This window comes from Nocardia sp. NPDC003963, from assembly GCF_053605105.1.
Window position 1 is genome coordinate 1 of sequence record NZ_JBSGIP010000083.1, and the last position, 13,250, is coordinate 13,250.

General features: G+C 65.4%; 15 protein-coding genes. 1 reads left to right on the plus strand and 14 read right to left on the minus strand.

What is annotated here, in order from left to right; translation table 11 throughout:
- The coding region (locus ACWEWT_RS37710; RefSeq protein ID WP_452565698.1) for a hypothetical protein at positions 1–211 on the plus strand (211 nt) is incomplete at its 5' end.
- Between the two features lie 275 nt (positions 212–486).
- Here the strand turns inward: ACWEWT_RS37710 and murA are convergent.
- The 14 genes from murA to ACWEWT_RS37780 form a co-directional block, all read right to left on the minus strand.
- Positions 487–1,746: a UDP-N-acetylglucosamine 1-carboxyvinyltransferase gene (gene murA / locus ACWEWT_RS37715; RefSeq protein ID WP_452565699.1), complete on the minus strand. Its 1,260-nt coding sequence runs from the start codon at positions 1,744–1,746 to the stop codon at positions 487–489.
- Positions 1,747–1,900: 154 nt separating this feature from the next.
- The gene (locus ACWEWT_RS37720; RefSeq protein WP_452565700.1) at positions 1,901–2,533 is read right to left on the minus strand and encodes a cob(I)yrinic acid a,c-diamide adenosyltransferase; all 633 of its coding nucleotides are present in this window, start codon (positions 2,531–2,533) and stop codon (positions 1,901–1,903) included.
- Between the two features lie 98 nt (positions 2,534–2,631).
- Entirely contained in the window at positions 2,632–3,054 is a 423-nt protein-coding gene (locus ACWEWT_RS37725) for a DUF2550 domain-containing protein (protein WP_452565713.1), read from the minus strand.
- Positions 3,055–3,312: 258 nt separating this feature from the next.
- Positions 3,313–3,693 carry a F0F1 ATP synthase subunit epsilon gene (locus ACWEWT_RS37730; protein ID WP_452565701.1) on the minus strand — a complete coding sequence of 127 codons (381 nt, stop codon included), beginning with the start codon at positions 3,691–3,693 and terminating at the stop codon, positions 3,313–3,315.
- A 6-nt stretch (positions 3,694–3,699) separates the two neighbouring features.
- On the minus strand, positions 3,700–5,148 hold the full coding sequence (gene atpD / locus ACWEWT_RS37735) for a F0F1 ATP synthase subunit beta (RefSeq protein ID WP_452565702.1): 1,449 nt from the start codon (positions 5,146–5,148) through the stop codon (positions 3,700–3,702).
- A gap of 22 nt (positions 5,149–5,170) precedes the next feature.
- Positions 5,171–6,142: a F0F1 ATP synthase subunit gamma gene (locus tag ACWEWT_RS37740; protein ID WP_452565703.1), complete on the minus strand. Its 972-nt coding sequence runs from the start codon at positions 6,140–6,142 to the stop codon at positions 5,171–5,173.
- Between the two features lie 58 nt (positions 6,143–6,200).
- Positions 6,201–7,838 carry a F0F1 ATP synthase subunit alpha gene (atpA, locus tag ACWEWT_RS37745; RefSeq protein WP_452565705.1) on the minus strand — a complete coding sequence of 546 codons (1,638 nt, stop codon included), beginning with the start codon at positions 7,836–7,838 and terminating at the stop codon, positions 6,201–6,203.
- 81 nt (positions 7,839–7,919) lie between these two features.
- A complete protein-coding gene (locus ACWEWT_RS37750) occupies positions 7,920–8,729 on the minus strand; it encodes a F0F1 ATP synthase subunit delta (protein WP_452565706.1) in 810 nt (269 codons plus the stop codon).
- Between the two features lie 19 nt (positions 8,730–8,748).
- Positions 8,749–9,309, minus strand: a complete 561-nt coding sequence (locus ACWEWT_RS37755) for a F0F1 ATP synthase subunit B (protein ID WP_452565708.1) — start codon at positions 9,307–9,309, stop codon at positions 8,749–8,751.
- 5 nt (positions 9,310–9,314) lie between these two features.
- On the minus strand, positions 9,315–9,563 hold the full coding sequence (locus ACWEWT_RS37760) for an ATP synthase F0 subunit C (RefSeq protein ID WP_030522398.1): 249 nt from the start codon (positions 9,561–9,563) through the stop codon (positions 9,315–9,317).
- A 77-nt stretch (positions 9,564–9,640) separates the two neighbouring features.
- Positions 9,641–10,366, minus strand: a complete 726-nt coding sequence (gene atpB / locus ACWEWT_RS37765) for a F0F1 ATP synthase subunit A (protein ID WP_452565709.1) — start codon at positions 10,364–10,366, stop codon at positions 9,641–9,643.
- Between the two features lie 395 nt (positions 10,367–10,761).
- Positions 10,762–11,229, minus strand: coding sequence for a hypothetical protein (locus tag ACWEWT_RS37770; protein WP_452565710.1), 468 nt, complete (start codon positions 11,227–11,229; stop codon positions 10,762–10,764).
- A 10-nt stretch (positions 11,230–11,239) separates the two neighbouring features.
- A complete protein-coding gene (locus ACWEWT_RS37775; protein ID WP_452565711.1) occupies positions 11,240–12,406 on the minus strand; it encodes an MraY family glycosyltransferase in 1,167 nt (388 codons plus the stop codon).
- 61 nt (positions 12,407–12,467) lie between these two features.
- The gene (locus ACWEWT_RS37780; RefSeq protein ID WP_452565712.1) at positions 12,468–13,133 is read right to left on the minus strand and encodes an L-threonylcarbamoyladenylate synthase; all 666 of its coding nucleotides are present in this window, start codon (positions 13,131–13,133) and stop codon (positions 12,468–12,470) included.
- Between the last annotated feature and the right edge of the window lie 117 nt (positions 13,134–13,250).

Genomic DNA, 13,250 nt, shown 5'->3' on the forward strand with positions numbered 1-13,250 from the left:
CAATCAAAAGTACAAACTAGAGTCCGAAAACCTAGCAAAACAAATCGCCAGCTGGAATTTAGCTGACTTAAATGTTCGGCCCTCCACACGGGGGTATGAAGAACCGAAACCAAATCAAATATTTGGCACTGACATTCATCAACACACTATTGAGTTCTCAAAGAACACACGCACACACTATCTCTTGGCATTCAAGCCATTCGATCTGTGAGGCAACTTCTCAAGCTTAGCTCATCCGTTTTCCCGATTGCAAATCGGTGTCCCGGTCAAACCAGTGTGATAGCCAGGCGCTCCTCGTCCTACCTCGTTTCCCTGGTCCCTCCGGCTCGGCGTTTCCGCCTCGCTCCGGGCCCCGGGTCGGTGTCCGTGTCGCTCTGACTTGGATAAAGTTACGTGGCATCTAATTCAATGTCAAATCGCCTGGTCAAGGCGACTTTTCAGCGACTGTTTCCGATACCGTTTCCGAACCCGGCCGCCGACAAACGGTCAAGTCGCCACTCCTACCCGTTCTACGCCGGCTCCGAGCGCCTGGAGTTTCTCCACGAAGTTCGGGTACCCGCGGTCGATATGGAAAACGTCGTGCACTTCGGTGACGCCGTCGGCGACCAGTCCCGCGAGCACCAGACCGGCACCGGCCCGGATATCGGAGGACCAGACCGGCGCACTGGACAACAGGGGAATACCGCGGACCACCGCGTGATGACCGTCGGTCCGCGCATCGGCGCCGAGCCGGATCATCTCTTCCACGAAACGGAAGCGCGCTTCGAACACGTTCTCGGTGATCATCGAGGTGCCGTCCGCGATCGCCGCGAGTCCGATCGCCATCGGCTGCAGATCGGTCGGGAAACCGGGGAACGGAAGGGTGGAGAAGTTCACCGCGCGGGGGCGATCGGGCTGGACCACCCGGAAGCCCTCGGGCTCGAACGAGATCCGGGCGCCGGCCGAGCGCAGTTTGTCCAGGACCAGGGCCAGATGCTGAGGGTTGACCCCGGTCACCCGCACATCACCCATCGTCATGGCGGCGGCGATACCCCAGGTGGCCGCGACGATACGGTCGCCGATGACCCGATGCGTGATCGGCGACAACTGCTTCACGCCGTGGATGGTGAGCACCGAGGTACCCGCACCGTGGATGCGGGCACCCATCTGGGTGAGCATGGTGCACAGATCGACGATGTCGGGTTCACGGGCGGCATTGTCGATCACCGTCTCCCCCTGTGCCAGGACGGCGGCCATGAGGATGTTCTCGGTGGCACCGACCGAGGGGAAATCCAGGCGGATCCGCGCGCCCTGCAGCTCGTCGGCTCGGGCGACCACACATCCGTGCTCGATCTCGCTGGTCGCGCCGAGCAGCCGGAGCCCGGCCTGATGCATATCCAGCGGGCGGGAGCCGATCGCGTCGCCACCCGGCAGCGCCACCACCGCGCGCCTGCACCGGGCCATCAGCGGGCCGAGGACACAGACCGACGCACGGAACTGGGTCACCGCCGGGAAGTCCGCGTGGTACTTGGGTTCGGCCGGGGTGTCGATGGTCACCACATCACCGGTGATCGTGACATCGCAACCGAGACCGCGCAGTACTTCTGCCATCAACGGCACATCGAGGATGTCCGGGCAGTTCGTGATGGTGGTCGTGCCTTCGGTGAGTAGAGCAGCGGCCATCAGTTTCAGGACGCTGTTCTTGGCGCCTCCGACCGAGACCTCACCGACCAGCCGGTTGCCGCCAGTTACCAAAAACCGTTCCATGCCGCCTCTCCGAGTATTCGGCGCACCAGTGGGTGCAAGGATAGAGCGCCCGCGGTCGCATCACGCCGCCGGTCGAGACAATGCCGAGCCGTCGCGCGCGGCGGCCCCGCGACCCCATCACCAGGAGCAGTTTCCACCGTCGGGACGGAATCCGTCAGCTTTCGGACGGAGAACCGGATCCGGGTTCGCCGGAAGCCGGTGTCCCGGCCCCGTCCGCCCGGCCACCACCCGGCTGCCAGAGCACATCACCCGCCGGATTCGTATAGCGGCTGAGGATGAACAGCAGGTCCGACAGCCGGTTGAGATACTTGGCCGGCAGGACACCGGTGTCCTCGGGATATGCCTCCACAGCTGCCCACGCCGATCGCTCGGCGCGCCGGACGATCGTGCGCGCGGTGTGCAGTAGCGCGGCGAGTGGAGTTCCGCCGGGCAGGATGAACGAATTCAGCGGTGCCAGTTCGGCATTGAACCGGTCACACCATTGCTCCAGGCGTTCGATATAGCCCGCGGTGATCCGCAGCGGCGGATACTTCGGGTTCTCCACCACCGGAGTCGACAGATCCGCGCCCGCGTCGAACAGATCGTTCTGGACTCCGCGCAGGACGGCGGTCAGTTCCGGATCCGGGGCGCCGAGAGCGATCGCGACCCCGAGGGCAGCATTGGCCTCGTCGCAATCCGCGTAGGCGACCAGTCGCGGATCGGTTTTCGGCACCCGGGAGAAATCGCTGAGACCGGTGGTCCCGTCATCGCCGGTGCGGGTATAGATCCGCGTCAGGTGCACGCTCACAGGACCCACCCTAAACGCTCGGAGCGTCCGCGACGTGGTTGCGGCGGATGCGCAATTGTGCCGAGGGCGCTCCCCGCAGGAGAGAAAGCCGGCCGGTCTCAGTGGCCGCGCAGCCGGCGGGCCCGCTCCGAAGGCCGCGATTCGACCCAGGACAGGAAGGCCGTGAGCGCGGCCCGGTCGAGCGCCAGCTCGTAGTCACCGTTGCGATCGGATACGCCGATGACCGCGATCCCGTCGGTCATGATGTCGTACTCGTCACCCTGCGGGCCGCGCCGTTCGCCGATTTCGATACCGCGTCGGTGGATCACCGTATCGGCGCCGATCTTGAGACTGGTGAGCTTGTAGAAGACGAGATGATCTTCGTCGTAGCGGATGACACCATGGCGCCAGCGTTCGCCGCCACGGGCCGGGAGTACGCGCAGGATGGCCGCGGTGCCGCCGCGCCGCAACATGACCAGGCGATAACTGGAAACCAGAGCCAATGCGACCAGCACGAGCACCAGAATGATCAGTAGCACCATCCCGGTCTGCAATGCTGCACATCCCTTCGCTCATCCGAGGCGACCACCGGATCGGACCGGCAGATGCACCCGCCGCCATTCAACCACGAACCAGTTTACAAATTGCACGGGGTTGTCTCGGAAAACGCGACGTCATCGATCCCGGGGCCGGCCGGCGGCAACGCGGGGCCGAGCCGGACAGCGGGAAACAGCTCCGGCCGGCGACGAGAACTCGTCGCCGGCCGGAGCCGAAATGATTCTTTTGTACCCGGAGGAAGATCAGGAGGCCGCTTGGGCCTGCTCCACCGCGCGGACCCGGCCCTGCGCGACCAGCTGGGCCTCCGCCGACGCCGAACCGTCGGACAGCACCTGGCGTGCGGCCACGATATCGACCTCGGTGGAGAACTCGGCGGACTCCGCCAATACGCGCACCGTATCGGCGGTGACCGAGAAGAACCCACCGTGCACCGCGACCACGATCCGGGTGCCGTCGGTATCGACGACGGTCACGGTGCCGCCCTCGACCAACTGGCCGAGGAGGGGCTCGTGACCGGGCATGATGCCGATCTGTCCCTCGGTGGTCTGAGCGCTGACGAAACTCGCCCGGCCCGACCAGAGCCGCCGCTCGACCGCAACGAGATCAACTGACATATCCGCCATGGGGGACTACTTTCCGGCGATCTTCTTCGCGGCCGCCTCGACATCGTCGAGACCACCGCAGCTGTTGAACGCCTGCTCCGGGAAGTGGTCGAATTCGCCCTTGCACACGCGGTCGAAGTCGTCGACGGTCTGCTCCAGCGGCACGACCGAACCGGGCTGACCGGTGAACTTCTCGGCCACGATGAAGTTCTGGCCGAGGAACTTCTCCAGCCGGCGGGCCCGGCCGACGAGAACCTTGTCCTCTTCGGAAAGCTCGTCCATACCGAGAATGGCGATGATGTCCTGCAGCTCCTTGTACTTCTGCAGGATTCGCTTCACCTCGTTGGCCACCGCGAAGTGCCGGTCGCCGACGATCGAGGCCTCGAGGATACGAGAGGTCGAGGTCAGCGGGTCGACGGCGGGGTAGATACCCTTCTGCGAAATCGGGCGGGAGAGCTCGGTGGTCGCGTCCAGGTGGGCGAAGGTGGTCGCCGGCGCCGGGTCGGTGTAGTCGTCGGCGGGGACGTAGATCGCCTGCAGCGAGGTGATCGAACGACCACGGGTCGAGGTGATGCGCTCCTGCAGTTCACCCATCTCGTCGGCCAGGGTGGGCTGGTAACCGACAGCGGAGGGCATCCGGCCCAGCAGGGTCGAGACCTCGGAACCGGCCTGGGTGAACCGGAAGATGTTGTCGATGAACAGCAGCACGTCCTGGTGCTTCACATCGCGGAAGTACTCCGCCATGGTCAGCGCGGACAGAGCGACGCGCATACGGGTGCCCGGCGGCTCGTCCATCTGGCCGAAGACGAGGGCGGTGTCCTGCAGGACGCCCATCTCTTCCATTTCCAGGTGCAGGTCGGTGCCCTCACGGGTGCGTTCGCCGACGCCGGCGAACACCGAGGTACCGGAGAACTCCCGCGCGATACGGGTGATCATCTCCTGGATGAGAACGGTCTTGCCGACACCGGCGCCACCGAACAGGCCGATCTTGCCGCCCTTCACGTACGGGGTCAGCAGGTCGAGCACCTTGACGCCGGTCTCGAGGATTTCGGTCTTGCCCTCGAGCTGGTCGAAGCTCGGCGGCTTGCGGTGGATACCCCACTGCTCACCGTCGCGGCCGAGGCCCGGGCTGTCGAGGCAATCGCCGAGGGCGTTGAACACGTGTCCCTTGACGACGTCGCCGACCGGCACCGAGATCGGCTTACCGGAGTCACGCACCTCGGCGCCACGGACCAGGCCGTCGGTGGGCTGCATCGAGATGGTGCGCACGATGTTGTCACCGAGATGCTGGGCGACCTCGAGGGTCAGCGTCTTGGCCACCGACTTCAGGGTGATATCGGCAGCAAGAGCGTTGAACAGGTCTGGAATGGAGCCCCGCGGAAATTCGACATCCACGACGGGGCCGATGACGCGGACCACGCGGCCCGTGGCGGCGCCGGTCCGGCTCGAGTCTTCTCGAGTAACAGCTGCGGTCATTTCTGGTTTCTCTTCCTGCGTCTCAGTCGCGTTCCGAGCTGGCCGCCAGGGCATTCACGCCGCCGACGATTTCGCTGATTTCCTGCGTGATGTTGGCCTGCCGCAACGAGTTGGCCTGGCGAGACAGGGAACTCGCCAATTCGTTGGCGTTATCGGTGGCCGCCTTCATTGCGGTGCGCCGAGCGGCGTGCTCGGATGCCGCTGCGTCGAGCAACGATGCGTAGATCCGCGTGTTGATGTACTTGGGCAGCAGCGCCGCCAGCAGCACATCGGCGTCGGGCTCGAATTCGTACTGCGCGCTTACCTCGGCCGTGGGCGAATCGGACAGCATGTCCTTGCCCAGATCGAAGCTCTCGTCGACGAAGGAGATCTGGATCGGCGCCATCCGGCGCACCTCCGGCGTCTGCGACAGCATGCTCACGAACCGGGTGTAGACGATATGGAGCTCGTCCACGCCCGCGATCGAACCGGTACCGTCCGGCGCCGGTACCTCACCCGCGGACCCGGCCATGAAGCTGTGCACCAGGTGGTTGCAGGCCGCCGAGGCATCCGGATAGGTCGGCTGCTGGGAGAACCCGGTCCATGAGGCCACCGGCCGACGATCGCGGAAGGTGTAGTACGTCAGGCCCTTGCTGCCCATGACGTAGAGCACCGGTTCCTTGCCCTCGTCGCGCAGGGTGGTCATCAACTCCTCGGCGCGTTTGAGCACATTGGAGTTGTAGCCGCCGCACTGGCCGCTGTCGCTGGTGATCACCAGCACAGCGGCACGCTTCGGATCGGGGCGTTCGGTGAGCAGCGGGTGCGACAGACTCTTCGACGCACTCGCCAGCTCCGCGACCACTTTGGTGATCTCCTCGGAGTACGGCTTGGCGGCCGCGACCCGAGCCTGGGCCTTGGTGATCCGCGAGGTCGCGATCAGTTCCTGGGCCTTGGTGATCTTCTTGATCGAGTTGATACCACGAATACGGGAGCGCAGCTCGCGCAAGGTAGCCATCGGTTCACACTCCCCTCATTCGCGGCGTGACAGGAAAACAGCGCATGGTTCGCCCGGTCTACTTCTCGACGTGCTTGCGGGTGACCGACAGCGATTCGACCTCTTCGTGGCCGAGCTCGTCGGCGCCGGGCTCGTTCACGACACGGCTGCCGTCGGAAGCCAGGAAGCCCTGCTTGAAGTTGTCGGTAGCGGTCTTGATCTGCTCGGCGGCGTCACCGGTCAGCACCTTGCCACCCTCGATGCTCTTGAAAGCATCCGCGGCGTTGCTGTGCAGATCTTCGAGCAGCTCGACATTGAACCGGCGGACATCGGCGACCGGCACCGAGTCGTAGTAGCCGCCGTCGACCAGGTAGATCGAGACGATCTGGTCCTCGACGGCGACCGGCGAGTACTGGTCCTGCTTGAGCAGTTCCACCCAGCGGGCACCCCGCTCGAGCTGGGCGAGCGACGCGGCGTCCAGATCGGAGGCGAACGCGGAGAAGGCTTCCAATTCGCGGTACTGCGCCATTTCCAGACGCAGCGAACCGGCGACCTTCTTCATACCCTTGGTCTGGGCGGCACCACCGACACGCGAGACCGAGGTACCGACGTTGATCGCCGGACGGACACCCTTGTTGAACAGGTCGGACTCCAGGAAGACCTGACCGTCGGTGATGGAGATGACGTTGGTCGGGATGAAGGCCGAGATGTCGTTGGCCTTGGTCTCGATGATCGGCAGGCCGGTCATCGAACCGCCGCCCATGGCGTCGGAGAGCTTCGCGCAACGTTCCAGCAGGCGCGAGTGCAGGTAGAAGACGTCACCCGGGTAGGCCTCGCGGCCCGGCGGGCGGCGCAGCAGCAGCGAGATGGCGCGGTAGGCCTCGGCCTGCTTGGTCAGATCGTCGAATACGATCAGGACGTGCTTGCCCTGGTACATCCAGTGCTGGCCGAGGGCCGAACCGGTGTAGGGGGCCAGCCACTTGAAACCGGCGGAATCGGAGGCCGGGGCGGCGACGATGGTGGTGTACTCCAGCGCGCCGTGCTCCTCGAGGGCGGATTTGACGCCCGCGATGGTGGAGCCCTTCTGGCCGATCGCCACGTAGATGCAGCGCACCTGCTTGGCCGGATCGCCCGATTCCCAGTTGGCCTTCTGGTTCAGGATCGTATCGATGCAGACCGCGGTCTTACCGGTCTTACGGTCGCCGATGACCAGCTGACGCTGCCCCCGGCCGATGGCGGTCAGCGCGTCGATGGCGGTGATACCGGTGGCCATCGGCTCCTCGACCGGCTGCCGCTCCAGCACGGTGGCGGCCTGCAGTTCCAGCACGCGCCGGTCGTCGGATTCGATCTCGCCCAGACCGTCGATCGGCTGGCCGAGCGGGTTCACGACGCGGCCGAGGAAGTTGTCGCCGACCGGGACCGAGAGCACATCGCCGGTGCGGCGCACCTGCTGGCCCTCTTCGATCTCGGCGAACTCGCCGAGGATGACGGCACCGATTTCGCGGTCTTCGAGGTTCAGCGCCACACCGAGCACGCCACCCGGGAATTCGAGCAGCTCGTTGGCCATGGCCGAAGGCAAGCCGCTGACGTGCGCGATGCCGTCACTGGTATCGGTAACGACACCGACTTCCTCGATGGAGGTTTCCGGGGTGTAGCTCTGGGTGTAGCTTTCGATCGCGCTACGGATCTCGTCGGAGGAGATCGTCAGCTCCGCCATGTTCTTCCTGCTCTCGGTCTCTGGTCGTGGAATGTCGGGGGTGTGGAGCGGGCGGCACCGGTGGATCCGGCGCCTTCGCCGCTAGGTCAGCGAGCGGCGCAGCCGATCCAGCCGGCCGATCGCGCTGCCGTCGATCACATCGTCGCCGATGCGCACGACGAGCCCGCTCAACAGTTCGGGATCGACCTCGACATGCACGGTGACAGCCTTGTTGTAGATACGCGCCAGGGCGCCGGCCAGCCGATCACGCTGGGAGTCGGCCAGTTCGATAGCCGACCGCACATGCGCGACGATCTGTTCGCGCCGGGCCGCGGCCAGGTCGGACAGTTCGTCGAAGGCCACACCGATCCCGGAACGCTGCCTGGTCACCACTTGCTCGGTGAGGGCCTGGGTGATGGTCTCGGCCTTGCCGGACAGCAGCCGGTCGACCAACTCCCGTTTGGCCGTGGCCGAGGCGGCACGGTCGGACAGCGCCTGGTCCAGCGCCGGATTGTCGGCGATGATCCGGCCGAAGCGGAAGAGTTCGTCCTCGACCGCGGTCAGCCGGCCCTGTTCGGAGGCCGATTCCAGGTATGCCAGCTGACCGAGCAGCACCAGGGTGTCGACCAGATCCCGGGGACGTGACCAATCCTGGGCGACCGCAGTGGTCAGCACCGCCTGAGTGGCAGCGCTGACCCGGCCCCCGAAGATCCGCTCGCTCAGTTCGGCGCGGGCCGAACCGGGCACCGACACGTCCGCGAGCGCCACACGCAGCGGACGCTGGTCGTCCAGTACGTCGACAACGGCGAACAGTTCGGACCCCGTCGTGGCCGCAACACCGTTGCTGCCGGTCAGCGCGGCCCGAAGCGCCTCCTTGGACCGGGAGCTGGCCTCACGGCTCGCTGCGTACATGGTTTTCACTCCTCCGTCGTTACCTTCCGACCCCGATACCGGCGTCCGAACGGTCGATCTCGTCGAGGAATCGCTCGATCGTCGCGGCCTGTTTGGCCTCGTCCGATACCGACTGCCCGATGATCTTCTCGGCCAGGTCCACGGCGGTGCGGCCGACCTCGGCACGCAGCTCGGTCAGGATCTGCTGGCGCTGGGCTTCCAGCTGGGTGTGCCCGGCCGCGACGATACGGTCGCTCTCGGCCTGGGCGTCGGCCTTCATCTGGGCGAGGATCTGCTGGCCCTGGGTACGGGCGTCTTCACGGATCTTCGCGGATTCCAGGCGGGCGTCGGCCAGCTGCTTCTGGTACTGCTGCAGCGTCTCCTGGGCTTCGACCTGCGCGGCCTCGGCCCGTTCGATGCCACCCTCGATCTTGTCGGCGCGCTCGTCCAGCACCTTCATCAGGCGTGGAACGGCGTATTTGTAGACCACGAAGGCGATGATCGCCACGCAGACCGCCGACCAGACGATGTCGTACGTCGCGGGGACGAGAGGGTTCACATCCTCTCCCTCCGCCGCTGCGAGCAGAATGTACTCGTTCATCGGAATCAGAAGATGAAGCCGGCGACGAGACCGATCAGCGCCAGGGCTTCGGTGAACGCGATACCCAGGAACATGTTGGTCCGGATGGTGCCGGAGAGCTCGGGCTGGCGGGCAATACCCTCGATCGCCTTACCGACGACGATACCGACGCCGATGCCGGGGCCGATCGCGGCCAGGCCGTAGCCGACGGCGCCGAGGCCCTTCAGCGTGGATTCGTTGGTGGCAGCTTCCTGGGCCAGGTACGAGAGGCTCATGAGTCTTCCATTCCCTTTCTGTTGCTCACCCGCCGGACGGCGCGGTGCAGCAGGTCCTTATCGGTTGTTCCGGTCGGTCAGTGTTCGTCGGCGTGCTGGGCGAGACTGATGTACACGGCGGTCAGCAACGCGAACACATACGCCTGCAGGAAAATGACCAGCAGTTCGAACAGCGTGAACGCGAGCCCGCCCAGCAGCGAGAAGGGCGCGAACACCTTCATCCAGGCGTCTGCGTCGAAGAGGAAGAACTGGGTCGCGCTGAAGAACAGCACCAGCATGATGTGACCGGCGAGCATATTGGCCATGAGTCGGACGGTCAGCGTGAACGGGCGCAGCACGAAGGTCGAGATGAACTCGATCGGAATGAGCAGGACGTGCATGGCCGGCGGAACATTCGGAACGACGATGCTGCTGCGCATATAGGTGAAGAAGCCGTACTTCTTGATGCCCACATAGTTGAACGCGATATACGCGACCACAGCCAGTACCAGCGGCATGCCGATACGCGCGTTCGACGAGATGTTCAGACCGGGGATCACACCCGAGAAGTTCAGGAACAGGACGGTGAAGAAGATCGTCGCGATCAGCGGGAAGAACTTGCGGCCGTTTTCCTTGCCGAGGATCTCGTCGCAGATCTGCTCCTTGACGAAGACCAGACCCATTTCGCCGATGTTCTGTAGCTTTTTCGGCACGATTCGCGGAGTCCGGAAGGCCAGGAACAGGAAAGCGACCAGCACGGCGGTCATCACGAGCCGGACCAGCATCAGCCGATCGAGTTCGAAGGGGGTCCCCTCGAACAGCACCGCTGGAGGGAAGAAGTCGGTTAGCGACGGCGCGTGGAACTCCGCGGCCAAGGTGGTGACGCTCAGCGTTCTCTCCCGTGTTCGGGCCGCGGGAAGTTTTCGCTCCCGCGGTTCGATCGGACATTGACGATCAATGTGGGTCGACTGAGGTCGGCTCGAGGTCGTCAGCAGCTGTAGCGGCGATCCGCGCTGGCGTCTGTACGTGTGTCGGCGACATCGTCGACATGCAGAACCGAACCCTTTACGAGCACGGCACGGCAGTAGCATAGCGGTAGCTGGTCGGGCCCGATCGGCGCCCCTGGCTTAGTCGCTTGCTTACCAATACTTTACCAAGAGAACTACGACAACGTGTAGCGGGGGCGATGTTATCTACGACAAATTGTCGTAGAGCCTGGTCAGCCCTGGTCGGAGTCCGCTTCCCGCCCCTGCTCAGAGACGGTCACATAGGGCACTTTCTGTCTCAATACACCGTAAGTTTCCGCTCCGAGCACGATGACCAGTGCACCCACGACAGTGAGGAACAGGGCCAGCCGGTCGTAGAAATCGAATTGCTGCAGAATCGCAACGACGATCAGCGCGACCAGCAGCTTCCCTACCCAACTCGCCAGCATGACGAAGCCGGCCGTCGTGGGCGGCAGTTTCGCGCCGAGCAGCACCACGACGGCCGTGGTCAGGATGAACCCGCCGCCGATCGCGGCCCCCAGCAACGCGCCCCACAAACCGGCGACACCGGCGAGGGCCGTGCCGAGCGCCACCGACAGCACAGTCAGGACGGCCAGGCCGACCAGGCCGTATCGCAATGCCGCGCGCAGCGGGGCATCGGCGCTGTCGGAGGGACCGGGACCGGCAGGACTCGTGGACACGGGCCGAACTCTACCCGGACTCGGAAACCGAGCCCGCCGCGTCCCGCCGCGCCTGCCGCCGCCACAAACCCGGCACAGCGGTCACGACCAGCGCGAACAGCAATCCGGCCGCCATCATCAGCACCACCACCCGGCGGTCCATCACCGAGGTGCCGACCGCCCCGAAGGCGAGGATCCCGACCCACAGGTAGATCACCAGCACGACCCGGCGCTGCGAATGCCCGATCTGCAACAGCCGGTGGTGCAGATGCATCTTGTCGGGCGTGGAGAAACTGACCCCGGCCCGGACCCGGCGCACGATCGCCAGCAGCAGATCCAGGACCGGGATGAACATCACCGCACCGACCAGCAGCAGCGGCGAGAGCAAGCCGACGATATCGCGCGGGCCGTAACCGATGAGCGGGATCCGGCCGGACGCACTGGTCGATGCCGCCGCCAGCACCAGCCCGATCAGCATGGATCCCGAATCGCCCATGAAGATCCGCGCCGGTGAGAAATTGTGCGGCAGGAACCCCAGGCAGGCCCCGGCCATAGCGGCCGCCAGCAGCGCGGGCGGATAGCTGTCCACCGAACCACCCTGCTCGGTGAGCAGGCCGATCGCGAAGGCGAACACGGCGATGGAGGCGATCAGGCCCAACCCGGCGGCCAGGCCGTCCAGGCCGTCCACGAAGTTCATCGCGTTGATCAGGGTCACGGCCACCGCCACGGTGACCAGACCGCCCTGCAGGCCGTCCAGTACGACGGTGCTGTTGTTGAACGGGTCGTAGATCAGGTACCAGCCCAGGCCCATCACCGCCATCACACCGGCGGCGGTGACCTGACCGGCGAATTTGGTGAGCGCGTCCAGTCCCCAGCGATCGTCCACGATACCGACCGCGACGATGATGGTCGCCGCCACCAGTACTGCCGCGATATCGGGCCGGTAGTCGAACCCACGGCGCAGCGCCGGCAACTGATGAGCGAACAATACGGCGGCCACCACACCGAAGTACATCCCCACCCCGCCCATCCGGGGAATCGGCTTCACATGCACATCACGGTCGCGCGGGATGGCCACCGCGCCGAACCCGATCGCCAGTGTGCGGATCCCCCCGGTGGCCAGGAAGGTCACCACCGCCGAGATCAACAGGACCAGCAGCAGCTCCCGCAGCGGGACGACCGCACCGTAACCGGTCATCGCGCCGACCACCACCCAGCGAACTGCAAAATTACCCGTACCCTCATCGAAACCGGGACGCTCACCGCGCGACGGACCCGATCAGATCCTCGGGGGTCACTCCCAGCACTTCGGCGACGGCCTCGGCCGGCACCGCGCCCGCCCGCAGAATCCGCGGCTGATCAGCGGTGAGATCGACAATGGTGGAGGGTGTGGCATGCGTCGCCGGGCCACCGTCGAGATACACACCCACCTGCGCGGCGAGCTGCTCCCGGGCCTGCTCCACAGTGTCGGCGGCCGGTCGGCCGGAGATGTTGGCGCTCGATACCGCCAGCGGCCCGATCTCCTGCAACAGCTCCAGCGCCACCGGATGCAGCGGCATCCGCAACATCACCGTGCCACGCGCGTCACCGAGATCCCAGGACAGCGAAGGCGCCTGCTGCACAACGATACTCAGCCCACCGGGCCAGAACGCCCGGATCAGTTCCCGAGCCTGCGGCCGCACCGAGAACACCAGCCCGTCGATCGTGTTCCACGAACCGACCAGCACCGGCACCGGCATATCCCGCCCCCGCCCCTTGGCGGCCAGCAACGACGACACAGCGGCCGAATCGAACGCGTCGGCGGCCAGACCGTAGACGGTGTCGGTGGGCACGACGACCAACCGCCCCGATCTCAGAGCACTGGTCGCCGCGGCCAGGCCGGCGGCGCGCGAGTCGGGATCGGCGCAGTCGTAGACGGTACTCACGCCGACCATGGTATGGGCTGTGATATGGCCCCGCCTCCGGCGGGGCGGGGTTGAGGCCCCCTGGTGTCCCGCCGTTCAGGCCTCGAGACTCGCGCTTCGCGCATGCGCTTCGAGGCC

Bases quoted from the DNA above. Each gene is read 5' to 3' on its own strand.
- ACWEWT_RS37740 (WP_452565703.1), bottom strand. From the start codon at position 6,142: ATGGCTACCTTGCGCGAGCTGCGCTCCCGTATTCGTGGTATCAACTCG.
- ACWEWT_RS37730 (WP_452565701.1), bottom strand. From the start codon at position 3,693: ATGGCGGATATGTCAGTTGATCTCGTTGCGGTCGAGCGGCGGCTCTGG.
- ACWEWT_RS37725 (WP_452565713.1), bottom strand. From the start codon at position 3,054: ATGGTGCTACTGATCATTCTGGTGCTCGTGCTGGTCGCATTGGCTCTG.
- ACWEWT_RS37755 (WP_452565708.1), bottom strand. From the start codon at position 9,309: ATGAACGAGTACATTCTGCTCGCAGCGGCGGAGGGAGAGGATGTGAAC.
- ACWEWT_RS37750 (WP_452565706.1), bottom strand. From the start codon at position 8,729: ATGTACGCAGCGAGCCGTGAGGCCAGCTCCCGGTCCAAGGAGGCGCTT.
- ACWEWT_RS37775 (WP_452565711.1), bottom strand. From the start codon at position 12,406: ATGACCGGTTACGGTGCGGTCGTCCCGCTGCGGGAGCTGCTGCTGGTC.
- ACWEWT_RS37760 (WP_030522398.1), bottom strand. From the start codon at position 9,563: ATGAGCCTCTCGTACCTGGCCCAGGAAGCTGCCACCAACGAATCCACG.
- atpA (WP_452565705.1), bottom strand. From the start codon at position 7,838: ATGGCGGAGCTGACGATCTCCTCCGACGAGATCCGTAGCGCGATCGAA.
- atpD (WP_452565702.1), bottom strand. From the start codon at position 5,148: ATGACCGCAGCTGTTACTCGAGAAGACTCGAGCCGGACCGGCGCCGCC.
- murA (WP_452565699.1), bottom strand. From the start codon at position 1,746: ATGGAACGGTTTTTGGTAACTGGCGGCAACCGGCTGGTCGGTGAGGTC.